At 63.4% G+C, this 23,385-nt stretch carries 21 protein-coding genes and 3 pseudogenes; 15 read left to right on the top strand and 9 right to left on the bottom strand.

Going from position 1 to position 23,385, the window contains the following annotated elements; genetic code table 11:
- Positions 1–6: 6 nt before the first annotated feature.
- Positions 7–300: a hypothetical protein gene (locus tag KO516_RS19685; RefSeq protein ID WP_216005501.1), complete on the bottom strand. Its 294-nt coding sequence runs from the start codon at positions 298–300 to the stop codon at positions 7–9.
- Positions 301–352: 52 nt separating this feature from the next.
- Here KO516_RS19685 and KO516_RS19680 point away from each other — a divergent pair, with 52 nt between their 5' ends.
- Together KO516_RS19680 and KO516_RS19675 are read left to right on the top strand one after the other, a co-directional pair.
- The gene (locus KO516_RS19680; protein ID WP_216005500.1) at positions 353–1,372 is read left to right on the top strand and encodes an alpha/beta fold hydrolase; all 1,020 of its coding nucleotides are present in this window, start codon (positions 353–355) and stop codon (positions 1,370–1,372) included.
- Positions 1,369–2,898, top strand: coding sequence for a GMC family oxidoreductase (locus KO516_RS19675; protein WP_216005499.1), 1,530 nt, complete (start codon positions 1,369–1,371; stop codon positions 2,896–2,898). Before KO516_RS19680 ends, KO516_RS19675 begins: the two co-directional genes overlap by 4 nt.
- Before the next feature lie 140 nt (positions 2,899–3,038).
- Here the strand turns inward: KO516_RS19675 and KO516_RS19670 are convergent, their stop codons facing one another.
- Positions 3,039–4,241: a cytochrome P450 gene (locus KO516_RS19670; protein ID WP_216005498.1), complete on the bottom strand. Its 1,203-nt coding sequence runs from the start codon at positions 4,239–4,241 to the stop codon at positions 3,039–3,041.
- The gene (locus KO516_RS19665) at positions 4,238–5,707 is read right to left on the bottom strand and encodes a glutamine synthetase family protein (RefSeq protein WP_216005497.1); all 1,470 of its coding nucleotides are present in this window, start codon (positions 5,705–5,707) and stop codon (positions 4,238–4,240) included. The genes KO516_RS19670 and KO516_RS19665 overlap by 4 nt, the downstream gene beginning before the upstream one ends.
- A 330-nt stretch (positions 5,708–6,037) precedes the next feature.
- On the opposite strand from KO516_RS19665, the gene KO516_RS19660 reads away from it, so the two are divergent.
- From KO516_RS19660 to KO516_RS19635, 6 genes are all read left to right on the top strand, one after another.
- The gene (locus tag KO516_RS19660) at positions 6,038–7,393 is read left to right on the top strand and encodes an ammonium transporter (protein ID WP_216005496.1); all 1,356 of its coding nucleotides are present in this window, start codon (positions 6,038–6,040) and stop codon (positions 7,391–7,393) included.
- 15 nt (positions 7,394–7,408) lie between these two features.
- Complete coding sequence (locus KO516_RS19655) at positions 7,409–7,573, top strand: hypothetical protein (protein WP_216005495.1); 165 nt, start codon at positions 7,409–7,411, stop codon at positions 7,571–7,573.
- Positions 7,574–7,693: 120 nt separating this feature from the next.
- Positions 7,694–8,392 carry an NYN domain-containing protein gene (locus KO516_RS19650; protein ID WP_216005494.1) on the top strand — a complete coding sequence of 233 codons (699 nt, stop codon included), beginning with the start codon at positions 7,694–7,696 and terminating at the stop codon, positions 8,390–8,392.
- A gap of 129 nt (positions 8,393–8,521) precedes the next feature.
- Positions 8,522–9,286 (top strand): enoyl-ACP reductase FabI, encoded by a 765-nt coding sequence (gene fabI, locus KO516_RS19645; protein WP_216005493.1) that lies wholly within the window; start codon positions 8,522–8,524, stop codon positions 9,284–9,286.
- 14 nt (positions 9,287–9,300) lie between these two features.
- Positions 9,301–10,524 (top strand): acetate/propionate family kinase, encoded by a 1,224-nt coding sequence (locus KO516_RS19640; RefSeq protein WP_216005492.1) that lies wholly within the window; start codon positions 9,301–9,303, stop codon positions 10,522–10,524.
- A gap of 245 nt (positions 10,525–10,769) precedes the next feature.
- A complete protein-coding gene (locus KO516_RS19635) occupies positions 10,770–11,186 on the top strand; it encodes a DUF4177 domain-containing protein (protein WP_216005491.1) in 417 nt (138 codons plus the stop codon).
- 28 nt (positions 11,187–11,214) lie between these two features.
- Here KO516_RS19635 and KO516_RS19630 read toward each other — a convergent pair whose 3' ends face one another.
- On the bottom strand, positions 11,215–11,478 hold the full coding sequence (locus KO516_RS19630) for a BolA family transcriptional regulator (RefSeq protein ID WP_216005490.1): 264 nt from the start codon (positions 11,476–11,478) through the stop codon (positions 11,215–11,217).
- Between the two features lie 74 nt (positions 11,479–11,552).
- On the opposite strand from KO516_RS19630, the gene KO516_RS19625 reads away from it, so the two are divergent.
- Positions 11,553–12,182, top strand: a complete 630-nt coding sequence (locus tag KO516_RS19625; RefSeq protein WP_216005489.1) for a J domain-containing protein — start codon at positions 11,553–11,555, stop codon at positions 12,180–12,182.
- Positions 12,183–12,480: 298 nt separating this feature from the next.
- Here KO516_RS19625 and KO516_RS19620 read toward each other — a convergent pair whose 3' ends face one another.
- Positions 12,481–12,672 (bottom strand): hypothetical protein, encoded by a 192-nt coding sequence (locus KO516_RS19620; protein ID WP_216005488.1) that lies wholly within the window; start codon positions 12,670–12,672, stop codon positions 12,481–12,483.
- A 132-nt stretch (positions 12,673–12,804) separates the two neighbouring features.
- Here KO516_RS19620 and KO516_RS19615 point away from each other — a divergent pair, with 132 nt between their 5' ends.
- Positions 12,805–14,262 (top strand): calcium-binding protein, encoded by a 1,458-nt coding sequence (locus KO516_RS19615; RefSeq protein WP_216005487.1) that lies wholly within the window; start codon positions 12,805–12,807, stop codon positions 14,260–14,262.
- A gap of 303 nt (positions 14,263–14,565) precedes the next feature.
- Here KO516_RS19615 and KO516_RS19610 read toward each other — a convergent pair.
- Positions 14,566–14,815, bottom strand: a pseudogene (locus KO516_RS19610) (transposase); the annotation flags it as partial.
- A gap of 509 nt (positions 14,816–15,324) precedes the next feature.
- On the opposite strand from KO516_RS19610, the gene KO516_RS19605 reads away from it, so the two are divergent.
- Positions 15,325–15,999 carry an alpha/beta hydrolase gene (locus tag KO516_RS19605; RefSeq protein WP_216005486.1) on the top strand — a complete coding sequence of 225 codons (675 nt, stop codon included), beginning with the start codon at positions 15,325–15,327 and terminating at the stop codon, positions 15,997–15,999.
- A 7-nt stretch (positions 16,000–16,006) separates the two neighbouring features.
- On the opposite strand, the gene KO516_RS19600 is transcribed toward KO516_RS19605, so the two are convergent.
- Positions 16,007–16,942 (bottom strand): GlxA family transcriptional regulator, encoded by a 936-nt coding sequence (locus tag KO516_RS19600; RefSeq protein ID WP_216005485.1) that lies wholly within the window; start codon positions 16,940–16,942, stop codon positions 16,007–16,009.
- A 165-nt stretch (positions 16,943–17,107) separates the two neighbouring features.
- On the opposite strand from KO516_RS19600, the gene KO516_RS19595 reads away from it, so the two are divergent.
- The 3 genes from KO516_RS19595 to KO516_RS19585 all read left to right on the top strand — a co-directional run bounded on the left by KO516_RS19595 (position 17,108) and on the right by KO516_RS19585 (position 20,131).
- Positions 17,108–18,031, top strand: coding sequence for a 3-keto-5-aminohexanoate cleavage protein (locus tag KO516_RS19595; RefSeq protein WP_216005484.1), 924 nt, complete (start codon positions 17,108–17,110; stop codon positions 18,029–18,031).
- Positions 18,028–19,476 (top strand): carnitine 3-dehydrogenase, encoded by a 1,449-nt coding sequence (locus tag KO516_RS19590; RefSeq protein WP_216005483.1) that lies wholly within the window; start codon positions 18,028–18,030, stop codon positions 19,474–19,476. The genes KO516_RS19595 and KO516_RS19590 overlap by 4 nt, the downstream gene beginning before the upstream one ends.
- Before the next feature lie 286 nt (positions 19,477–19,762).
- Complete coding sequence (locus tag KO516_RS19585; RefSeq protein ID WP_216005482.1) at positions 19,763–20,131, top strand: hypothetical protein; 369 nt, start codon at positions 19,763–19,765, stop codon at positions 20,129–20,131.
- A gap of 301 nt (positions 20,132–20,432) precedes the next feature.
- Here the strand turns inward: KO516_RS19585 and KO516_RS19580 are convergent.
- Positions 20,433–20,763: pseudogene (locus KO516_RS19580) on the bottom strand (transposase); the annotation flags it as partial.
- 197 nt (positions 20,764–20,960) lie between these two features.
- On the opposite strand from KO516_RS19580, the pseudogene KO516_RS24420 reads away from it, so the two are divergent.
- Positions 20,961–21,953: pseudogene (locus KO516_RS24420) on the top strand (IS481 family transposase); the annotation flags it as partial.
- On the opposite strand, the gene KO516_RS19575 reads toward KO516_RS24420, so the two are convergent.
- Positions 21,950–23,385 (bottom strand): calcium-binding protein (locus KO516_RS19575; protein WP_371742116.1); only part of this gene is annotated, 1,436 nt, incomplete at its 5' end. The pseudogene KO516_RS24420 and the gene KO516_RS19575 overlap by 4 nt on opposite strands.

The following is a 23,385-nucleotide window of genomic DNA, read 5'->3' as shown; positions in this document are numbered from 1 at the left end:
TTTCCCTCAGATCAACCATTCTTCTTGTCGTGGCGACTGCTGACTGAAAATCTGCAAGCGTTGCAGCCCGGGCTGCACATTGATGAGGCAACCGGTTTTCACGAGGCTCGGCACATGCGGTTCCCGGTTCATAAACACGAGCGGATCGAACACCCGGCGGGTTCTCACGCTATGCTTGCCAAAGCAGCGCTCGCTTGCGCGACCGTGCAGCCGAACCTGGCCACGCGCGCAGGCCCGGCTCCAGACGGCGCTCGCAAGGCGCGCAGATGCCGTCACCGCAGCGGCGCGGCAGATCTTCAACTACGGGTGCCGCCCCTTCGGCATCGCAACCTGACGTCAAGGACCATCTGAAATGAGCGCGGAACTGACCCCTTTCGAAATCTTCGAGGCGGGCGATGTCGCCCTGCAATGCGGCATCACGCTGAAGGGGGCAAAGCTTGCCTACAGCACCTATGGCACGCTGAACGCGGCGCGGGACAATGTCATTGTCTACCCGACGCGCTACGGTGGCAGCCACGCCGACAATGAGTTCCTCATCGGCACAGACATGGCGCTGGACCCGTCGAAATATTTCATCGTCGTGCCCAACATGCTGGGCAACGGCGTGTCGTCGTCGCCGTCCAACACGCCGATCCCGCTACACGGGCCGGATTTCCCGACCATCACGCAATATGACAATGTCATGCTTCAGGAACGCATGCTACGCGAGCTGTTCGGCATCGAGCAGATCCGGCTGGTCTGTGGCTGGTCTATGGGCGGCCAGCAGGCCTACGCTTGGGCGGCCCTGTTCCCCGAGCGCGTCGCCGCCATGGCCTGTTTTTGCGGTCAGGCGATCACCGCCGGGCACACCTATGTGTTCCTCGAAGGCGTCAAGCACGCGCTGATCACCAATCCCGAATGGCAGCAGGGCCGCTACACGCAGCAGCCTTGGCGCGGTCTGACCGCCAAGGGCCGGGTCTGGGCGGGCTGGGTGCTTTCGCAGGAATGGTTCCGCGCCGAACTGTGGCGCGACATGGGCTTCATCAGCGTCGAGGATTACCTGAAGAACACATGGGATTCGATGTATTATGGGCTGGATGCGAATGACATGCTGTCGATGATCCGCACCTGGCAGCTGTGCGACATCGCCGCCAATCCGGTTTACAACGGCGATCGCAAGGCGGCACTTGCGGCGATCACCGCACGTTCGATCATCCTGCCCTGCCGGACCGATCTCTACTTCCCGCCCGAGGACAACGCCGCCGAGGTGGCGCAGATGCCCAACGCCGAACTGCGCGTGATCGACAGCGTCTGGGGCCATTACGCCGGCGGCGGGCGCAACGCCGCCGACACCGCCGTCATCGACAACGCCCTGCGCGAGTTGCTGGCATGAGCTGGGATGTCATCGTCGTCGGCGCAGGCAGCGCCGGTTGCGCGGCCGCGGAGCGGCTGTCGCGCGATGCCTCCTGCAAAGTGCTGCTGCTCGAGGCCGGACCACCCGGCCACCACCCCTTTGTGCAGATGCCCGCTGGCGTCGCCAAGGCCATCGCCCACCCCCGCTTCAACTGGCATTACGAGACAGTGCCGCAAACCCATATGGACAACCGCCGCCTCTACGTGCCGCGCGGCAAGTTGCTGGGCGGCTCGTCCGGCATCAACGCTATGGTCTGGGTGACGGGCCATGCGTCGGATTACGACTGGTGGGCGGCGAACGGCGCGCCCGGCTGGGGCTGGGCCGATGTACAGCCAACGCTGGACGAGATCACCGCCATCATGGCCCCATCCCTGCCCGCCTCCGGCCCCGCCTATGACGGTTTCATCGCAGCGGGCCGCCAGTTGGGCCACCCGGTCCAGGGCGCTATCGACGGCCAAGAACACGGCTTCGGCCTCTTCCGGCTCAACACCGCCAATGGCCGCCGCCGCAGCGCCGCGCATGCCTTCCTCAGCCTCGCCAAAGCCCGCCCCAACCTGACCATCCGCACCGGCGCCCAGATCACCGGCCTGCATATGTCCGGCCCACGTACCACCGGCGTGCAGCTTGCAGACGAAACCCTCAAGGCCGGGCATATCCTCCTGTGCACCGGCGCCATCGGCACCCCGCATCTGCTGATGCTCTCCGGTATCGGCCCGGCAGATCACCTGCGCGCCCATGGCATCAGCGTCGCCGCAGACCTGCCCGGCGTCGGTGAAAACCTGCACGACCACCTCGAGGTCAAGGTCAAGCACCGCATGACCCGGCCGCTGTCGCTATGGGATGCCGCAAAATTCCCCAACAACCTCGCCACCGGCGCAAGATGGCTGCTGACGAAACAGGGCGCAGGCTGCCAGCAAGGGCTCGAGGCCGGCGCCTTCCTGTCCCTCGATCCGGCAAACGCCGCCCCGGACACCCAGCTGCATTTCATCAATGCGCTGGCCTTCGACGGCGCCACTGCCGCTGACAAGGGCCACGGCTTCGCCATCGACGTCACCCAGCTGCAACCGCAAAGCCGAGGCACCCTACGCCTCGCCTCCGCCGATCCGGCCACCAAGCCGCTGATCGATCCCAACTACCTCGCCGAAGACACCGACCGCAAACTGCTGCGCGACGGGCTCAAACTGCTGCGCGAGCTTTGCCGCCAGCCCGCCCTTGCCGCCTTCACCGGCGCAGAGCTCCGCCCCGGCCCGCAAATCACCACCGACGCCCAGCTCGACGCCACCATTCGCGCCACCGCCGACAGCATCTACCACCCCGTCGGCACCGCCCGCATGGGCAGCGATCCGCAATCTGCCACCGACCCGCAAACCATGGCGGTGCACGGCATCGAGAACCTCTCCATCGCCGATGCCAGCGTCATACCCCGCATCGTCTCGGGCAATACCAACGCCGCCGCCATCCTGATCGGCGCGCTCGGCGCCGCCAAAATCGCCGCCAGCCTCTAACGCGCAGCCCCCCTCTTCATCTTGCCCTTAAACTCCGGGGGTGTGGGGGCTGGCCCCCACGCCAAGCCCTCCCCAAGGCGCGACAAACGCAAAAGGGGCGCGCTATCTCCGGCACGCCCCTTCCCGAATATCCAAGCCTCTCAGCGCGGCGAAAAGCTCAGCGGCAAGGCAATCGGCCCGGTGTTGCCACTGTCCGCCAACCAAGTTGCACCCTCGCCGATGACAGGCGCGCCCATACGCGCTGACAGCACCCGGAACGCCACCGCCATGTCGTTGCGCGCCACAAGATTGCCAAGGCAGTGATGCACCCCGCCGCCAAAGCCAAAGTTGCGCGCCCGCTTCGCGGTGATATCGAACCCGGCGTCGCCCATCACCTCAGGGTCGGTTCCCGCACTCTCGGAATACAGATGCAGCACCGTGCCCTTGGGCACCGTGATGCCGCCGTATTCGAAATCCTCGATGGCCTCACGCGACACCCATGTGATGGTGGGCCGCATCCGCATCACCTCGGTTGCCGCCGCCATGTCCAGCGACGGATCATGCGCCAGCGCCTCCCATTGATCTGGATGCGCCGCGAACATCGACAAGCCAAGCCCCAGCTGGTTGCGCGTCGTGTCGACCCCGGCGAAAGCCAGCATCAGCGCAAGGTTCCACAGCTCGTCATGGCTCAGCCGGTCGCCATCCTCGCGGGCCTGCACCATGACCGAGAGGATGTCATCGCCGGGCGACGCCTCGCGCTGCTTCAGCACGTCCGAGATATAGGCCCCAAGCTCGACCGTCGCCGCCTCGATCTCGTCGACCAGATCGGGGAAATTCACCCCCAGCGCCAGCCCCATGGTGGCCGAGGTGCGCAGGATGAACGGCGCCTCGGATTCCGGCAGACCCAGCAGCAGGCACAGCACCCGCGCCGCATAAGGGTCTGCGAATTCGGCCATGAAATCGCAGCAGCCGCGCGCGATGAACCCATCCGCCAGATCATTGGCGATACGCTCGAACTCCGGCATCAGCGCCTTGACGATCTTCGGCGAAAACGCCGGGTTCACCAGCTTGCGCAGCCGCCAGTGATCGTCGCCCTCGCGCACGAGGATGGTGTTGTTCCACCAATCGGCAAAGACACCCGAGGTCACCCCGTTCAGCGCCGGCCACGCATGGCTGCCCTGAATCAGCGACTTGTGGGTCAGCAACTGGCCCATTTCCTTGTGGCGCAGCACCGCAAGCCCATAGGGCGTGCGGGCGTACCAGCTTTTGCTGCGCGCCGCGCGCACCGGCGCGGAGCGCAGGGAAAACCCCGGATTGGCCACGTCGAGAAACGGCGCGTCCGGGAATTGCGTTTCAAGGCTCATGGCAGGCATTCCATATAGGTGTCCTTGTCCCAGTCGGTCACGGTCGACATGAACCGCGCCCACTCATCGCTCTTGTATTCATGGTACAGGCGGAACATCTCGCCCGGAAGCCCGCGCTGCACCACCTCGTCGTTTTCCAGATGGATCAGCGCCTCGCCAAGGCTCATCGGCAGCTTCTTGACCTTCTTGCCCTGTTCGATGGCCTCGTAGATGTTACGCTCTTCGGGCTCGCCCGGATCGAGGTTGTTGTCGAGCCCGTCATCCATCGCCGCCAGCAGGGTTGTCCCCATCAGATACGGGTTCACCATGGAATCCACCGAGCGATATTCAAACCGCCCCGGCGCCGAGACCCGCAAGCCGGTGGTGCGGTTCTGAAAGCCCCAGTCGGAAAACACCGGCGCCCAGAACCCGGTATCCCACAGCCGACGATAGCTGTTGACGGTCGAGGCCCCGATCGCGGTCAGCGCCTGAAGATGCTGCACCACCCCGCCGATCGCCTTGAGACCGGTCTTGCCCGGCATCTGCGGATCGTCGGTATCGGGCATGAAGGTGTTGTCGCCGCCTTTGACGTACATGTAGTTTTCCGCCATTCCCGGCAGGTTGTCGGGATCGTTGCCGGTGCGGCGGAACTCATCCTCTCCGGCAGACCACAGCGACATATTGTGATGGCAGCCAGACGCCGACACGCCCATGAACGGCTTGGTCATGAAACAGGCAAAGATGCCGTTCTCCCGCGCCACCTGCGCGCAAAGCTGGCGATAGGTGGTCAGACGGTCGGCGTTGCGCAGCACGTCGTCGAAGGCCCAGTTCAGTTCCAGCTGGCCGGGCGCATCTTCGTGATCGCCCTGAATCATGTCGAGCCCCATCTTGCGGGCATAGCGGATCACCTGCATCGACACCGGGCGCAGCGCCTCGAATTGGTGGATGTGGTAGCAATAGGGTTTCGAGACACCCTCGGACGGCTTGCCGTTCTCGTCGTACTTGAGCCACATCATTTCGGGCTCGGTGCCCATACGCAGCTGCAGCCCGTGCTTTTTCTGGAACTCCTTGTGCAGGCGGCGCAGGTTGCCGCGGCTGTCCGCAGTCAGATAAGCGCCCGGGTCGATCTTTTCCTCGCGGTTGCGAAACAGGGTACAGAACATCCGGCCGATTTCCGGCGCCCATGGCAGCTGCATAAAGGTCTCGGGCTCGGGGATGCCCACCAGCTCGGCCGCCTCGGGGCCATAGCCCAGATAATTGCCCTCGCGGTTGGTGAACAGGTTCACGGTCGAGCCATAGACCAGCTGAAAGCCCTTCTTGGCGACGCTTTCCCAATGGTCGGCGGGAATGCCCTTGCCCATGATCTTGCCGGTGACCGACACGAACTGAAGATAAAGGTATTCGATGCCCAGCGCGTCGATCCTTGCGCGCACCGCCTTGATCTTTTCATCGCGTCCCGGTTCTTCGACGAAGCTTTCGATATCCATGAATTCGCGTCCCTGCTGTGTCCTTGTCTGACCCAAAGACAGCCTTGGCGACTCGCATTCTGTCCAGTGAAAGTTATTCCTAACGGGAAATTTTTATTCTCATGGGTAGATTCGCCTGCCCAACAGGCAGGCATGATTTGCACAGCGCCGCCAAATTGCGCAAACACACGGCGATTTTGCCTTGGATCGAACAATACTGGGGATTCCTCTACCCCCGCCCCATGCCGAGATTTGCCGACAGGAAACTTTCTTCACTGTGGGGCGCAGGGGCGAGCACAAGCCCTGTCAAAAGATACATCCCGCAAACAGACCAATGGGGACAATAGGACAATGGAACAGGAACTCGCCGCCCTGACAGAACGGCTTGCTGCGCTAGAAAGCAGCACCGCGATGTCGGGCACGATCAATTCGGAAATCTTCTACTGGTGGTGTACCGCGCTGATGATCGCCATCCACGCAGGCTTTCTGGCCTACGAGATGGGCGCAAGCCGGGTCAAGAACGTGCTGGCATCGGGGATCAAGAACATCCTCGCCTTCGCCTTCATGGTGCCGACCTTCTATTTCTTCGGCTGGTACATCTACCTGTCGTTCTACAACGGCCTGCTGCCGGCCGATGACGCGGCGGGCCTGCCGTGGGAATTGTCGATGGGTCCGAACCTGACCGACAACGCCACCGGCATCTTCTGGGCGGCCTTCACGCTGTTTGCCGCCACCACCGCCTCGATTTTCTCGGGCGCGGTGATCGAGCGCATCCAGACCGCGGGCTTCCTGATCCTTGCCATCCTGCTGGGATCGGTGGTCTGGATCCTTGGCGGCGCATGGGGCTGGCACCCGCAGGGCTGGCTGACCGTCAAGTTCGGCTATCATGACGTGGGTGCGGCGGGCGTCGTGCACATGGTCGCGGGCTTCTTTGCGCTTGGCGTGCTGCTGAACCTTGGGCCGCGCGTCGGAAAATTCAACTCGGACGGCAGCGCCAATGCGATCTTTGCGCATAACGTGCCCTTCACCATCACCGGCCTGATGCTGATCATCGTCGGCTTCTTCGGCTTTCTTGGCGGCTGCATCATCTACATGCCCGGCGAGCAGTGGATCAACATCTACGGCCAGCCCACCACGCTGTCGGCATTCGCCTTCAACACGCTGATGGGCATGGCTGGCGGCATCATCGGGGCATGGGTCAAGACCCGCGATCCGTTCTGGATGATGTCCGGCGCGCTGATCGGCATCTTTGCGGCGGCTTCCGGTCTTGATGTCTACTACCCGCCGGTTGCCTTCGTTCTGGGCACCTTTGCAGGCTTCGTCGTGCCGATGGTTGCGGTCTGGCTTGAAAAGATGGGCATCGACGATGCGGTTGGCGCCTTCCCGGTGCATGGCATCGGCGGCCTGATCGGCGTGGTGGCCTGCGGCATCTTTGCCGGCGGCTATCCCAACATCGACGGCATGCCCCCGGTTTCGCTCTGGGGCCAGATCGTCGGCGCGGCCACCATGGCGGTGCTGGGCTTCCTGCCCGGCTATGTCGTGTCCTTCGTGCTGAACGCTGTCGGATTGCTGCGCGTGCCGGATCACATTCAGGAAAAGGGTCTGGACATCGTCAAGGTGCCGGTCTCGGCCTATCCCGAAAACTACGTCACCGGGCCGATCAACGTGGCCACTCCGGCCGGCGTTGCTGCCGCCCCTGCCGAATAAGAAAGGACAGATCTTATGAACACCTCTCCGATCACCAGCTGGGACGGGGCCGAAGCGGTCTTTACCTTCGCCGACAAGCCCGCAGTCATGATGTTGTTCCTGCTGCTGGCTGCGGTCATCACCTTCGGCACGGTCGTCATCGCTGCCGTGCATGAGAAGCACGCCTATAATTCGCACTGACATCCCTTGGTCACGCGAGAACGAAGGGGGCGGGCCGCAAGGCTCGCCCCCTTTTTCATGGGCGTGGAACTTCCCGGTATTTGCCGAAATTTCGCCGCAACCCTGCATCAGATGTTCGTCATGAACACCCTTCCATCCCGCGCCGCCGCGCTTGTCGACGGCGATAATATCTCACCGAAACATGCCGCGCGCATTCTGCGGGCCGCCCGCAGCATCGGACAGCTTGACGTTGCCCGGGTCTATGGCGTGATGGCTGGCGGTTCGGATTGGCTGAAAGCCCCCGGCTGGCGGTTCGTCCATGCGGGCGGCGGCAAGAACGCCACCGATCTGCTGATGAGCATCGATGCGATGGAACTGGCTCTGGCCCTCGGCATCGAGACATTTGTGCTTGCCACATCGGACAGCGATTTCACCCATGTTGCGCAGCGCCTGCGAGAGCGCGGCGCCAAGGTCGTCGGTGTCGGAGAGCGAAAGGCACCGGAACAGTTTCGCGCGGCCTGCTCGGATTTCTTCGAGCTCCCGACCGAAGCACAGCCGGCAATTGACGCGAGCGCAAAGCCGGTGCCGCCGACGCGACGCCCCTCGCAACTTGACGAAGCCATAAAACTGCTCATCGCCAAGCACAGTGAACAAGGCAAAGGTATGCTTTTGTCAGAATTCGGCGGACGGATTCACCACCTGCAGGGAACCGTGCTCAAGGACCTGCCAGAAGGGTCGTGGCGCGGCTATTTCGAGGCACGACCAAGCCTGTTCGGGATCGACCCCAAAGGCACGGGCGCAAGGGTGCGGTTTTTGCGGTCTGGCTTCGCCTCCGCCTGACCTGTGCCTGATTATTGGTCCCGATCAGCGGTCTCACTTGATTTGTCGCAATGCAGAATCGCCACGCGCCGGGTCTAAGGGCCACGTTGGGGAGGACAAAACGGCCTAACGACTCAAAGGGATCGACAGATGTTCTCACTTGCCGGGCAAAAGGCCCTGATCGTCGGCATCGCCAACGAGCATTCCATCGCCTACGGCTGCGCCAAGGCGCTGCGTGCGCAGGGCGCCGACCTTGCCATCACCTATCTCAACGACAAGGCCGAACGCTTTGTCCGCCCTCTGGCCGAAGAGCTTGGCGCGCAGATCATCGCGCCGATGAACGTCAGCGCACCAGGCGAGCTCGAAGCGGTGATGGCACAGATTACAGAAAAATGGGGCAAGCTCGACACGCTGCTGCATTCCATCGCCTTCGCCCCGATGGACGACCTGCACGGGCGCGTCATCGACGCCAGCGCCGATGGCTTCGGCATGGCGATGGATGTGTCGGTGCACAGTTTCCTGCGGATGATCCGGCTGGCCGAGCCGCTGATGGGCCGGGGGAGCACCTGCCTGACCGTGTCGTTTTCCGGCTCGACACGGGTGGTCAAGAATTACAACATCATGGGGCCGGTGAAGGCCGCGCTTGAATCCGCCGTACGCTACGCCGCCGCCGAACTGGGCGACAAGGGCATTTCGGTGCACGCCCTGTCGCCGGGGCCGCTGAAGACGCGCGCCGCATCGGGCATCGGCGAATTCGACCGGATGCTGGCCGACGCCACAGACCGCGCCCCGATGCACCTGCTTGCCAGCATCGAAGACGTCGGCGCCATGGCCGCCTTCCTCGCCGCGCCCGAGGCCAGCCACCTCACCGGCGGCGTGCACGAAATCGATGGTGGCTATTCCATCACCGCCTGACCGGAGCCAGACAGATGACCAACACCCCCGTGGCGCTGACCCTCAACGCCGGATCTTCCTCGCTCAAGTTCGGGCTGTTCTCGATTGGCGCCGCGCCGGTCGAAATGGCCGTCGGGCTGATCGAGTCCATCGGCAAGACCCCGAAGCTGAAGGCCAGTTTCGGCCCCGGCATGCCGCCCCTCAGCCGCGATCTGACCCCGGCCGAGGCCCGCGATCACAAATCGGCGCTGGCCACCGCGCTGGCCGTGCTGCGCCAGCATTTCCCCGAGGCAAAGGCCACGGCCGTCGGTCACCGCGTGGTGCATGGCGGGCCAAGCTATGACCGCCCGATGCGGCTCACCCCCGAGGTGATGGAAGAGCTGCGCCGCCTGTCCCCCTTTGCGCCGATTCACCAGCCACACAACCTTGCGGGCATCGAGGCCGCCATCGAGGCCTTCCCCGACGCGCTTCAGGTCGCCTGTTTCGACACCGCCTTTCACCGCACCCACCCCAAGGTCAACGACGTCTTTGCCCTGCCCCGCGCGTATTACGACAAGGGCGTGCGCCGTTACGGCTTTCACGGGCTGTCCTATGACTACATCGGCGGCGAGCTGAAACGCATCGCCCCGCTGATCCACGACGGGCGGGTGATCGTTGCCCATCTGGGCAATGGCGCGTCGATGTGCGGCATGATCAATGGCCGCTCGGTGGCCTCGACCATGGGCTTTACCGCGCTGGACGGGCTGCCGATGGGCACGCGCACCGGGCAGATCGACCCCGGCGTCATCTTTTACCTCGTGCAGCAGGAAGGCATGAGCATCGACGAGGTGCGCGAGATGTTCTACAGCAAATCCGGCCTGCTTGGCCTGTCGGGGCTGAGCAACGACATGCGCGCGCTTGAAGCCGCTGGAACGGCGCAGGCCAACGAGGCCATCGACTATTTCGTCTTTCGCATCCGGCGCGAGCTGGGCGGGCTTGCGGCGGCGCTTGGCGGGCTTGACGCGCTGGTGTTCTGCGGCGGCATCGGCGAAAATTCACGCCTGATCCGCGAACGCGTCTGCGAGGGCATGGGCTGGATCGGGCTCGAGCTTGACCGCGAGCGCAACGCGGCGGGCGATACGATGATCTCGACCGATCTGAGCCGCGCGCGGATCATGGTGATCCCCACCAACGAAGAGCTGGTGATCGCCCGCGCCGCCAAGACCTTTGTCGAGATGCGCCAAGGCGGGTCGGGTATACCGGGCCCCGATCAGCGCTGACGTAGGGAAAACCTGACTGCGCCGCGCCTCACGCCGGTGTTAGGCTTGTGTTACCGGGTCCGTGAGACGCTCGGCGCCGCATCCAGAATTGATCGGGCGCGGTCGAAACTGCTTAGCTGCCATGACATTTCAGACCTTCGGCGGGAAGCGGCCCATAAGCCGTTTCCCGCTTTTTGCGCGGCGCATGGGTGACGCCCCCGCGCGGCCCTGATAGGGTGCGCGCGACGAAACAAGAGCGGTCCAGCATGACAAGCTACGAGTACAAGGTCGTCCCCGCCCCCCAGAAGGGCGAGAAGGCGCGCGGTGTGAAATCCGCCGAAGGACGCTTCGCCCATGCCATCGAACGGGCGATGAACGACATGGCGGCGCAGGGCTGGGAATATCTGCGCGCCGAAACCCTGCCCAGCGAGGAACGCAGCGGCCTGACCTCGACCGCAAACGTCTGGCGCAATCTGCTGGTGTTCCGCCGCGCCCGCGCCGCGCCCGCCTCGCTTGAAGGGCGCAGGCTGGCCTCTGCCGCCGACCTTGCGCGCGGCTCGGAAAATGCGCCGCCGGTCAGCGGGCCGCTGCGGCTGGAGCCGACCCCGCCGTCCACCGACGAGGATCAATCGCGCGAGCCCCCCGCAGAGCCCAAAACCGAAGAGCGCCCGCCCGCAAGCTGAATGTGCGGGCGAACCGATGCCCCGTATTTCAGGCGTCGAGATCGAGCGACAGCGCGTGGATATCTCGGGTCAGATCCGGGCCAAGCGCGCCATGCACCGCCCGATGGCGCGCCAGCCGGTTCAGATCAGCCATGGCCGGGGCGCGCATGCGCACGTGGAAATGGCTTTCGCCGGTGGGATCGCCATCCGCCCCGGCATGTCCGGCGTGTTGCGCGCTGTCGTTGCGGATGACCAGCTCTGTCGGGGTGAACGCCGCCCGCAGGCGGGTTTCGATTTCTTCGGCTCGCGTCACTTTTCGGCTCCTGCCCTCTTCAATCCGTCGTCCAATTGTCTAAACTCCCTCGTCCGAGTCGAAAAGGTAAGACCATGAGCAAAAGCGACCCCTTCGGTTTCGATATGTCGGTGAAGTCTTCTAAGAAGAAGAACCCGCGGGGCCGCCGCGGGATGACCGGCGAGCAGGAGACCTCTACCCGCATCTGCGACCATGACGGTTGCAACGAGCCGGGCAAATTCCGTGCCCCCAAGGCGCCCGACGTGCTGGATGACTTCTTCTGGTTCTGCAAGGACCACGTGCGCGAGTATAACGCGCGCTGGAGCTTCTTTGACGGCAAGACCGAAGCCGAGATGAACGCGCAGCAAAGCTCCGACAAGGTGTGGGAGCGCAAGACCAAGGATTACCGCGACCCCGAGGCCCGCGCCTGGGCCCGGCTTGGCATCGAAGACCCGCATCAGGTGCTGGGCGACAACGCCACGCGCAACCCGGGGCGCAATGCGCCGACCGGCGGTGGCCGCCGCCTGCCCCCGACCGAAAAGAGGGCGCTGGAGATCCTCGATGTCGAACGGGCCGAGACCAAGGCCGATGTGCGCAAGGCCTACAAGGCGCTGATCAAGGTGCTGCACCCGGACATGAACGGCGGCGATCGCAGTCAGGAAGAACAGTTGCAAGAGGTGGTCTGGGCTTGGGATCAGATCAAGGACAGCCGCAGCTTCAAGTAAATTGCGCCGCGCGGAAATCCGCGTATGCGCGAAAATTACCATAGTCACACTCTTATTGGTTGTGCTAGCGTTTGGATACGGCGGGATCGTGATGCTGCGACATACCCGTCCCTCGCAATTCCGGCACTCACGGACCGACGAGGCCTGTGCGTCTTTCCCCTGGACGCACAGGCCATTTCGCCGCGTCACGTTGCGATGGGTCCCGCCCCGACGTTTGCCCCGCGTCAGATCGCAAGACTGGCTTGTATCAAAAGCGTCGATATGAGGCAGCCAGCCGCCGCATCCGGGGTCAGCCCGGTCACGGCATCATGTCTGGGCGTGGCTGCCCCGCCCTCTTAACGCTGAAAACTTCCTCTTCATTGAACGCCTGATGAAGGCTCTGCGCGGCTTCGGCCTGCTGGCCGGGGCTGTCGATGGCATCGGGCGTCAGGCCACGCTGGCAACGATCAGGGACTCGACGTCGAGTCGCCAGCCCCTCATCGGCAATCATCCGCCCGGCGTCTTTCGCACAGGCGACGGCCCTCGGGGCACGCCAGCGCGATTCAGCAGGGCATTGTTTTGCTTGACAGCTCGCGTCGAAAAACATTTCCTCGCAACGGTTTGAATTGCTTGGACATGGCCGATGCCCTCACAACAGTTTCTCAGGCTAGAGGGCGACAGTCTGATGGCGGGGGCCAGCGGCGTAAGCCTTGCCGCAGAGATTTCAGCCTTGGTCGGACCCTACGGGGTGGTAAGCACCGCCGTGGGATCATCGACCATGCAAGGCGTCGCGGATCGTATCACCAGCCCCGAAGACAGCGACCTGCTGTCGGGTGTGACGGTGATCTGGGATGGCAGCTGGAATGGTCTGCGCTTCAGCAATGGTGCCTATGATATTGATGGCTATCTGGCTGAACTTCAGAGCGCGATTGATGCGATCGGGCACAGCAGGTTTGTCATTCTGCCGCCGATCCTGCCCTACGGTTCCCCGACATCCTCCGGGACCGGCAGTCTTGCTGCGACCATCGCCTCGCAGATGGCTGCGCGCTGGCCCGGCCATGTGATCGATTGGACGCAAGCCCTGCCGCTGGACGCAGAGAGGTTGCCAGCAGAGACCTACGTTGCCGCACCGATGGACCTTTGGCATATCAGCCAGTCCGCCGCCGAGTCTGTGGCCCGGCTGATCCTGCAGGATCTGGCGGATCGCGGCTGGTACGAGGCGGCGCTGCCCAGCGATACGGCCGACCACATTGTCGGCGGCCCAAGGGCAGACCTCGTCGAGGCCGGGGCCGGCGCAGACCTCGTCTGGGGCAACGAAGGCGATGACACCCTTGTCGGCGGCGAAGGCGCGGACAGCCTTCTTGGCAACGCCGGTCGCGACCTGCTTTTGGGAAACACGCAATCGGATCGCCTTTACGGAGGCCTTGGCGATGACACCCTGCGCGGGGGCAACGGCGCAGATCGCAGTTGGCTCGGAGATGGGGACGATCTCTATAGCGACACGCAGCAGGGCGGCGTTTACGGGGCTGACATGGCTTGGGGCGGGGCTGGAGACGACACCCTGCACGGGGGCGGAGGCGATGATACGCTTTATGGCGATCACGGCGACGACAGCATCATGGGGGGCGTCGGAAACGATGAGCTCTGGGGCGGCGACGGCGACGATAGCCTCCGCGGCGGCGAGGGCGCGGATCGTGCATGGCTGGGCAGCGGCGACGATTTGTACACCGACAGCGCCCAGCCTGGCCCTGAGGGCGCCGATTATGTCTGGGGCGGCGCGGGGAACGACTCGATTTTCGGAGGCGGCGGCGACGACACCCTGCATGGCAGCTCTGGTGAGGACATGCTTGTCGGAGGTGCCGGAGACGACCTGCTCTGGGGTGGGACAGGGGCCGATCGGTTCGTGTTTTCCAGCGGCAGCGGATCCGATACCATCCGGGATTTTAGCATTCATGAGGACACGATCGAGATCTACGGCACGCCCCTCTCCGAGATTTCCGAGATACCGGGTGAACTTGGGGTTACGCTGGTGACGGATCAGTTTTCCATACTGCTTGTCGGCCTCACACCCGAGGATACGTCATGGATATGGACGTCCTGACGAGACTGCCGCAACTTAGCTGCTCAGATCCGGCGTGCGGGCGCCGCCACAGCCCTGCATGACTGCGGCGGCGCTAGGCGGCGTATGCCCTGCCCGACGCGGCATCGTCGATCAGCCAACACCGATGGGATGACCCGTTTCGCCGTGCCGTTCCGCAACATCGCCCCCCATGCCCTGCGCCCTCATAATCGCAGACGACACCGGGCCGCTACGGCCGGAGTCGAGCCCGCAGGCAAAACAGCACATTCCCCGGACTGGAGTTCCACAAACCGAAAGGTTCTGGCGCCGACGCAGCGTGCTCTAGTCTGGCACCGATCCATCAAGCCCCGCCATTTCCAACAGGCTGACAACCAGCCCCGATATTTGCCGCAATGGCAGACCAAAAAACACCTTCACGCTCAGGCAGAACTGGATGGCAGCATCAGAGTCTGTCTTTGGTCGCCCGCATTTGTCGGCCCGTTTCGCCAGCCACGTCATGTCGCCGTCAGACCAGCAGCGAACCCCGGCTCCGAGGCGACTTGTTGCAGCTGGACCAGTGCGTGGTTCGATAGCGGGGGAAGACGGATTCGAAAGGCCACCGATCTAACCTACGGGATTCGTGATCTGAATCCCGGCCAGCCTTTGTGCAACACCGCCGGACAGGCCGCTTGTCGACCCGTTTTTCCTTGACCATGGTCCCGACAAAATGACTCCATCAAGCGCAAATCGTTCGGCATGACGGGTGCGGCCCCTGTATCGGCGACAGGACCCCCGATATGAAACCGAAAACAGCCACCTCAACACGCCGGTTGGGCCACGCTAGACACGCGGAAAATACCAAAGGAGACCTCAATGGAATATGCGGCGGTGTTATCCCCCGAACTTCGCGCGTTTATCGCAGAGTCCGAAGCATTGACGCCGTCTGGGCTCGCTGCGGACGACTGGGCCGCCGTGCGGGCCGCATATGATCGAATGGCAGCGCAGATGCACTTGGGGCGGCCGAAGGATCTAGTTGTTTTCGACACGCAAATATCAGGCGTTGGCGTACGCGTTTACGGGGATGCCCCGACCGATGTGCGGCCCGTGACGGTGATTTACGCCCATGGCGGCGGGTTTGTTGTCGGGGATCTGGACAGCCACGATGACCTCTGTGCCGAGATTTCCGATCGGACGGCATTGCGGGTCATTTCAGTCGACTACCGCCTTGCGCCAGAACATCAGCACCCTGCGGCCTACAACGATCTGGCTGCGGTCGTGCAGGCGGTTTGCGCGCAAGGCCCTGTCGTTCTGGCCGGAGACAGCGCCGGAGCCACTCTTTGCGCCGCGCTTTTGGGAACGCTCGCCGATTGGCCGATCGATGCGACACAGATACGCGGCCAAGTCCTGATCTATCCGCTGCTTGGCTATGAACCGCGCGGCGGCAGCTTTGACATTCATGCCGACGCGCCGCTTCTCAGTCGTGACGATCTGGCGGTCTGCGCGGCGGCTCGGGGCGGCGATCCTGACGATCCGCGCGCCACGCCGGCAAGCGGCGATTTACGCGCCCTGCCCTCGACGCGTCTGTTTGCGTCGCAATGCGATCCGCTCTGCGATGATGCGACGCGCTATGCCGAGGCGGCAAAGACGGCGGGCGCTGATGTGCTCTGCGTGACGCAGATCGGCACGGTGCATGGCTGGCTGCGCGCGCGCGCCAGATCGCCGGAGCTGGCGGCGCAATTCACCGAGATTGTCGAGGCGATCCGCGATCTGGCCCGATAACGCGCCCCTATCGCGGACGATTGCCGCGCGATTTGCGGATCGGATGACCGAAGGCGCGGCTGAAGGCCTTGCTCAGCGCCGACGCATCCGAATACCCGCAACGCAAAGCGATCTCCCGCAGGTCGAACTCGGTGCTCGCCGCCAGATCCCGCGCATGTGACAGGCGCATCAGCTGGTAATAGCGCCCCGGCGCCATGCCCAATTCGGCCTGAAACAACCTGTCCAAGGACCGCACAGTCAGCCCCGCCTTGTCTGCGAGGGCTTTGAGAGTCAGCGGTGTTTCCATGGTTTCCACCATGAGATTGACGGTCTGGCGCAGCTTGGCCGTGCCCTTACCCGCCAATCGCCCCGGGCCGCGGCCATGGGTTTGCTGGCGCTCGGCGTCATGCAGGAACATCGTCGATGCGAAAAAGGCGCTCGCGGGGCCGAACCTCTCGGCGATGAAGGCCAGCATCAGGTCCAGCGCGCTCGATGCGCCGCCGCAGCTCCATATCCGGCCGGTTTTCAGGTAGCGTTCATAGCGCAGCTGCGCCTGCGGGAAGGCCTCGGCGAATTCGTTCAGCACCGCCCAATGCAGCGTGACGGGGTGGTCCGAAATCAACTCGGCGCTGGCCAGCAACCATGCCCCGGTATCGGCCCCCACAACCACTTGCGCGTGCCGCGACAAGCGCCGGATCACCGCTGGCCCGTCGCCTTGGGCATGGGCGCGAAACCCGTAGCCCGCAAGAACGATCAGCAGATCGCCGGCTTGCGGCGCGTGGGTGCGGCCATCAGGGGTGATGCTCAGCCCGCTCGAACTGCAAGCCGGCCCGTTGTCCGGGCTCAGGATCTGCCAGTGCAGATCGGCCTGCCCCTGATCACGCACCGCGCGCAGCGGCTCGAGCAGGCAGGACAGCACCATGTTCGAGAACCCGTCAAACAGCAGAAAGGTCACATTGGTCATCAAATTTTGTCCTGATCTGGCAATCTGCCGTCATGATAGAACCATCATTGTGGGGATGGCCAGCATAGGTTCACCGCAAACCCTGACCCTTGAACACCACTGGAACCGCCGCAGCCCGCCATCGCGACAGGCTGAGACAACAGGCGCCGCGACATAGGAGACCCCATGCCACTGACATTGAACAAAGAGGTTTTCATCACCTGCGCGGTGACCGGCTCGGGCGCGACGCAAGAGCGCTCCCCGCATGTGCCCCGCAGCCCCAAGCAGATCGCCGACAGCGCGATTGACGCGGCAAAAGCCGGCGCGGCTGTCGTGCATTGCCATGTGCGCGACCCTGAAACCGGCGCCCCCTCGCGCGATCCGGCGCTGTATCGGGAAGTGACCGAGCGGATCCGCGACGCCGAGGTCGATGTGGTCCTCAACCTCACGGCGGGCATGGGCGGCGATATTGTTTTCGGCCCGACCGAAGCGCCCCTTCCCGTCAATGCGGCGGGAACCGACATGATCGGCGCGAGTGAGCGGATGGTGCATATTGCCGACTGCCTGCCCGAGATCTGCACGCTTGATTGCGGCACGATGAACTTCGCCGAAGCCGATTACGTGATGACCAACACCCCCGGCATGTTGCGGGCCATGGGCGCGATGATGACGCAGCTGGGCGTCAAACCGGAAATCGAGGCGTTTGACACCGGCCATCTGTGGTTCGCCAAGCAACTGGTCGAGGAAGGCACGCTGGACGCCCCGGCGCTGGTGCAGCTTTGCATGGGGGTGCCGTGGGGCGCGCCCAATGATCTCAACACCTTCCTTGCGATGGTGAACGCGGTGCCCGGCGACTGGACATGGTCTGCCTTCAGCCTTGGCCGCGATCAGATGCCGTTTGTGGCAGCGTCGGTGCTGGCGGGTGGCAATGTGCGCGTCGGGCTTGAGGACAACCTTTGGCTCGGCAAAGGGCAGCTCGCGACCAATGCGCAGCTTGTCGAGCGCTCTGTCGGGATCATCGAGGCGCTTGGCGCCAAGGTGATCGGCCCGGCAGAGGTGCGCGCGAAACTGGGCCTGACCAAACGCGCCCCGAAGGCGGTGACTGCATGAGCGCCCCGGTGAGCCGGAGGCTGAAAGCGGCGATTGTCGGCGGCGGCGTGATCGGCGGCGGCTGGGCGGCGCGGTTCTTGCTCAACGGCTGGGATGTGGCGGTGTTCGACCCCGACCCCGACGCCACGCGCAAGATCAACGAGGTGATCGCCAATGCCCGCATCGCCCTGCCGGCGCTGTATGACAAGGCCTTGCCCAGCGAAGGAACGTTGACCTTCCACAGCGATCTGGCCGACGCACTCGCGGATGTCGACTGGGTGCAGGAAAGCGTGCCGGAACAGCTTGAACTCAAGCACAAGGTTCTGGGTGCCTTGTCCGAGGCAGCGCCCGCAGACGCGGTGATTGCCTCCTCGACATCGGGTTTCAAGCCCTCGGAACTGAACGCGCAAGGTGCGCGCGCAATCGTCGCCCATCCGTTCAATCCGGTGTATCTCTTGCCGCTGGTGGAACTGGTTGGTGCGGCGGAGCGCACCGCGCCCGCGGCAGAGATCCTGCGCAGCATCGGGATGTTCCCGCTTGTCCTGCGCAAGGAAATCGATGCGCATATCGCAGATCGTCTGCTCGAAGCGGTGTGGCGCGAGAGCCTCTGGCTGGTGAAAGACGGCGTCGCAACCACCGAGGAGATCGACGAAGCGATCCGCATGGGCTTTGGCATCCGCTGGGCGCAGATGGGCCTGTTCGAGACCTACCGCATCGCGGGCGGCGAGGCCGGGATGAAGCATTTCATGAAGCAGTTCGGTCCCGCGCTCAGCTGGCCCTGGACCAAGCTGATGGATGTCCCCGAATTCACCCCCGAGCTGGTGGACCTGATCGCGGGGCAATCGGATGCGCAATCGGGGCATCTTTCGATCCGGGAACTGGAACGCCTGCGCGATGACAATATCGTCGGCATGGTGCGGGCGCTCAAACGCTCGGGGTCTGGTGCCGCCGGGGTGATCTGCGCGCATGAGGCGGCATTGGCCGCGCCGAAGCGGCGCGAAGGCCTGCCGGTGACGGCGTGCCGTCAGGTGCCCTCCAGCTGGACCGATTACAACGGCCATATGAACGAGACGCATTATCTGGAAGCCGCATCCAAGGCCACTGACCGCTTCATGGAACTGATCGGCGCGGATGCCGCCTATGTGGCGGGCGGCAAAAGCTATTTCACCGTCGAATCCCATGTCCGCTATCTTGAAGAGGTGCATGCAGGGGACCGGATCACCATCACCAGTCAGGTGCTCAACGGGGCTGGCAAGAAGCTTCACCTGCTGCATCGGATCTGGCGGGGGGATGGCACTCTGGCTGCGACGATTGAGACCTTGCTGCTGCACACTGATCTTGAGGCGCGCCGTGCCTGCGAGCCCGAAGCGCATGTTGCCGATGCCCTCTCGAAACTTGCAGCCGATCACGCCGCCCTGCCCGCCGAAGGCGCTGGACGGTTCGTCGGGCAGCGCCCCACCGCCTAATGCAGATCACGGCGGTCGCGGCCGCCGTGATCCGACGCCGATGGCACCGCCGGCAGCATTTGCCTTAGCATGACAGCTGGCCGATATGCGCAGTCGCCCCGGCAAGGCAAAAAACCACGGCTTGATCGAACGTTACCGCGGCGCTGAAGCGCCGGGGATCGCCGGCAAAAGTTTTCGTCTGCAAGATGCTTGGTCTGCCCCCACGCTGATCCCGGCGACACCGCGACACAGCCGCGTCTGAGCACCGCGCGGCAACGCAATGCCCGACAATGTCCCGAGGATCCGTATGAACAAGCGTCGTGTTGAGCAGCTGAAGTCAACAGGGGCGCGGCAGGTTCGAGGATCTGAAAAATCGAACATGTCTGGTTGTTCGCAACCTTCAGGGCGCGAGGACGACCAAGACATCCGCAACATCGAAGGACACGGCGGACACGCTGGTCAACTCCGTCCGCCGCAAGCCCGTCTGACCAGTGCGGCGCAGGAGACCATCCGCTTTGTCCCGGCGGATCGACTACGCGAGGAGCGCATCGCGGCGACGTGTCAACGTGTCAACGTGAGGAAATATCTGAAGGCCTGTATGCAGCGGGACATATCATCGATCTGGCGACACCGCGCGCCCAGCCACATCGCCGCAAGCAAGGGGCCTGCGATCTGAGGCCACGGCTCTGAAAGCCCCTGTGGCCGCAAATCACCCTTAAAATCGCTCTGCGCAAGACTGGCATGACAAGGGCTGCGGGCTTGGCCGCATGTCTGGCACGACGCCCCTTGTCAGAAACTGCGTGAGGGTGGGCGGATCGCGCCGGTGGCCACAATAATCGCTTTCACCGCCGAGAGTTCCCGAATTTATGTATCTGCGGCCTGGTCCCAGCCTCCTGATAGAAGCAAGGCGGATGAGCCTTTGGTGACGTCCCGCTGCTTGGTGTAGGAGCGCCGACCTTCTGAGAGGTCAGGGTCTCTCAGGCAGCCAAGGCGGGCAAGCTGACTGTGGGATTGTCCGTGACGCGAGCCAGGGTTTCAAGGCTCATGTATCGGCGTGCCACAGCCCATTCGTCGTTGCTCTCCAGCATTAGGGCGCCGAGCAAACGGACGATGGCAGCATCGTTGGGAAAGATCCCAATGACCGCGGCGCGCAGCTTCACCTCTCGGTTCACCGTTTCCAGCGGATTGGTCGAGGCGAACTGGGTCCAGTGCTCTCGCGAACGACATGTGGGCCATAACATCATCACGCGAGTCATCCGACAAGGGCTCAAGCTTGGGTTGCTTCTCGCGGAAGGCCTCTGCCACGACCTGTTTGATCCCGCGGTTTGATGGTGTGATCCTTTTTCAGGCTTGGAAGGAAGCATTATGGGACAAGTTCGTCACGGGAGCGCCACGCACTGTCACCCGGCAGTGGTTTGCACAGCAAACCATGAGAGGGCACGCACGCCGTCAGAGCTGCTATACAGCGATCCACTGCCCGGCAGGGTTATGCGCAAGCATGATCCCGAGAGGGGCAAGCGTCGCTCGCCCAACGGAGCGAAGAGCCTGGGATCAAACCCAAGACGGTCGCGCAGTGGCGGAAGCGGCAGTCGCTCGAGGATCGCAAGCGCTGGCCGAAGGAGCCGCGCGCACCTGTCCTGACTGCGACAGAAGAAGCGATGATCGTTGCATTCGCGCAGCACACGCTGCTGCCGCTGGATGATTGCCGGTATGCCCTACAGCCGTCTATCCCGCATCAGACACGGTCAGGGCTGCATCGCAGTCTTCAGCGACATGGGATCTCGCGCCTGCCGGAGGCCGACGGGGAAAAGCCAAAGCGGCAAAGGTTCAAGCGTTACCCCATCGGCTTCTTCCACATGCACGAGAGGAGGCATCGCAGAAGTTCAGACGGTGGAGGGTAAGCTTCATCTCTTCATAGGCATTGATAGGACCAGCGAATTCGCGGTCATGCAACTGGTGCACAAAGCGGATCGCAAGACAGCGTGGCAGGTCTTGGAGCACCTGCTGAAGGTCATTCCCTATCGCATCCATACGATCCTCACCCCCTCTCATTGATTGCTACGCAATAAACTGCCGGGCAATGGATAACGGCAGCCAATTCGAACAGCAGCCCCACAATCGGAACACAGCATCATCCAGGCAGCTGCGGTTTGATATGATCTGCAAGCCAAACGGGATCGAGCATCGGCTCACCAAGCCGACCCATCCGTGGAGCCGCGAGCAACAGGAAACAGTCCCGGCGACTGTTTGCCCGAGGGGCGGCCAGGTTGAGCGGATGAACCGCACGAACAAAGACACGACCGTTAAACGATATCATTACGCCAGCCATGACCAGACTCGGCCAGCCGCGCACGCACCTCACCGACGTCTAATTTTGCCCGCAGAACAAGACCCTCAACGGGCTCACGCCTTACGAATACATCTGCAAAATCCGGACATCAGAGTCAGATCGTTTCACTCGCGATCCGATCCACCAAATGCCGGGTCTGAACAGTTAGATGATATCGTTCTCTAGCGCGGTTTCGATTTGGGCGATGCTGGTGAAACTTCCCTCGATCGTCAGGCTGTTGTCATCGCTAAAGCTCAGCACGGCATTGCCGTTGTCGAGCGACAGGGTGTATCCGCGATTGCCCAACTGGATGCTGTCGATGTCGTCCTGAAAATCCCGGATGATGTCATGCCCATCCACGGCATTGTAGATGAACGTATCCTCGCCCTGCCCGCCATTCAGCGTGTCGTCGCCAAAGCCACCATGGACCGTGTCGTTTCCCCCCGCGCCCGTCAGGGTGTCATTGCCGGCCTGACCTCGAAGCTCGTCATTGCCTACGCCTCCGCCAAGAAGGTCATTCCCGGCGCCGCCCCGTATGACATCATTGCCGCCTTCACCAAAGAGCCGGTCTGCCTGAGTGCCGCCGTCCAGGGTGTCTGTGCCGGTGCCGCCGCGCAGGGTGTCCGCGCCAGCCCCGCCGCCAAGAATGTCATTGCCAATCAGGCCAAGCAGAAGGTCGGCTCCGTTGCCGCCGAACAGGCTGTCATTGCCGCCTTCGCCCTGCAGCGTGTCATTGTCGGCCTCGCCGAACAGCCGGTCGTTTTGCGTACCGCCGAAAAGATTGTCATCCCCGGTGCCGCCACGAAGGATATCGGAGCCGGCGCCACCAAGAAGCCGGTCGTTGCCGATCTGACCGTTGACCCTGTCATTACCGTTTCCGCCAAACACGCTGTCGTCGCCGCCATTGCCGCTTAAGGTGTCCCCGCCGCCATTGCCGAAGATCCGGTCGCCCAGACCGCCGCCAAAGGCCAGATCATTGCCGTTGCCGCCGAGGATCGTGTCGGCCCCGCCGCCGCCGCCGAGCGTGTCATTGCCAGCGCCACCGATCAGGGAATCGTTCTGGCCGTCTCCGCGCAGGGAATCGTCGCCCTCGCTGCCAGCGATCGTGTCGTTCCCGCCGCGCCCAAAGACGGTGTCATTGCCGGCAAGCCCCACGAAATTGTCGTCGCCACCCAGCAGATCGACTGAATCATCGCCAGCCGTCCCGATCAGATCGTCTGGGCCCGGTGTGGGCCTGTTCGAGATCACCGCGACATCGGCGCTGACCAGAGATTCAACCGTGCCGCCTCCATCGGTATATTGCACCCTGACCGACAGCTGGGCGTCGGCATCTGAGGCCGTGGTCGTGTAGGTCTGCGCCGTTTCGCCGATGATCGGCGCGCCGTCGCGAAGCCATTGAAAGCTGAAACTGCCAAGCCCATCGGCATCGGCGATGGTCCCGGTTCGCGCGGTGAGGATTTCGTTCAGCTCCGGGGTGCCGCTGATGGTCACGGCCCCGGTCGGGGCATCGTTGACGTTTTGCACAGCTCCGGTGGCCGCGCTGGTAAGGCTCTCGGCGGTGTTGAACCCGTCGGTATAGCTGACCCGCACAGACATCGCAG

It is taken from the genome of Citreicella sp. C3M06, from assembly GCF_018860705.1.
Taxonomy (GTDB): domain Bacteria; phylum Pseudomonadota; class Alphaproteobacteria; order Rhodobacterales; family Rhodobacteraceae; genus Salipiger.
The sequence above is the reverse complement of the archived record's forward strand: the minus strand, read 5'-3'. Positions and strand labels throughout refer to the sequence as shown.

Coding starts and splice junctions, on each gene's coding strand:
- KO516_RS19675 (WP_216005499.1), top strand. CDS start 1,369: ATGAGCTGGGATGTCATCGTCGTCGGCGCAGGCAGCGCCGGTTGCGCG.
- KO516_RS19620 (WP_216005488.1), bottom strand. CDS start 12,672: ATGATTGCCGATGAGGGGCTGGCGACTCGACGTCGAGTCCCTGATCGT.
- KO516_RS19635 (WP_216005491.1), top strand. CDS start 10,770: ATGACAAGCTACGAGTACAAGGTCGTCCCCGCCCCCCAGAAGGGCGAG.
- KO516_RS19595 (WP_216005484.1), top strand. CDS start 17,108: ATGCCACTGACATTGAACAAAGAGGTTTTCATCACCTGCGCGGTGACC.
- KO516_RS19650 (WP_216005494.1), top strand. CDS start 7,694: ATGAACACCCTTCCATCCCGCGCCGCCGCGCTTGTCGACGGCGATAAT.
- KO516_RS19670 (WP_216005498.1), bottom strand. CDS start 4,241: ATGAGCCTTGAAACGCAATTCCCGGACGCGCCGTTTCTCGACGTGGCC.
- KO516_RS19680 (WP_216005500.1), top strand. CDS start 353: ATGAGCGCGGAACTGACCCCTTTCGAAATCTTCGAGGCGGGCGATGTC.
- KO516_RS19600 (WP_216005485.1), bottom strand. CDS start 16,942: ATGACCAATGTGACCTTTCTGCTGTTTGACGGGTTCTCGAACATGGTG.
- fabI (WP_216005493.1), top strand. CDS start 8,522: ATGTTCTCACTTGCCGGGCAAAAGGCCCTGATCGTCGGCATCGCCAAC.
- KO516_RS19585 (WP_216005482.1), top strand. CDS start 19,763: ATGAACAAGCGTCGTGTTGAGCAGCTGAAGTCAACAGGGGCGCGGCAG.
- KO516_RS19590 (WP_216005483.1), top strand. CDS start 18,028: ATGAGCGCCCCGGTGAGCCGGAGGCTGAAAGCGGCGATTGTCGGCGGC.
- KO516_RS19665 (WP_216005497.1), bottom strand. CDS start 5,707: ATGGATATCGAAAGCTTCGTCGAAGAACCGGGACGCGATGAAAAGATC.
- KO516_RS19615 (WP_216005487.1), top strand. CDS start 12,805: ATGCCCTCACAACAGTTTCTCAGGCTAGAGGGCGACAGTCTGATGGCG.
- KO516_RS19655 (WP_216005495.1), top strand. CDS start 7,409: ATGAACACCTCTCCGATCACCAGCTGGGACGGGGCCGAAGCGGTCTTT.
- KO516_RS19660 (WP_216005496.1), top strand. CDS start 6,038: ATGGAACAGGAACTCGCCGCCCTGACAGAACGGCTTGCTGCGCTAGAA.
- KO516_RS19640 (WP_216005492.1), top strand. CDS start 9,301: ATGACCAACACCCCCGTGGCGCTGACCCTCAACGCCGGATCTTCCTCG.
- KO516_RS19625 (WP_216005489.1), top strand. CDS start 11,553: ATGAGCAAAAGCGACCCCTTCGGTTTCGATATGTCGGTGAAGTCTTCT.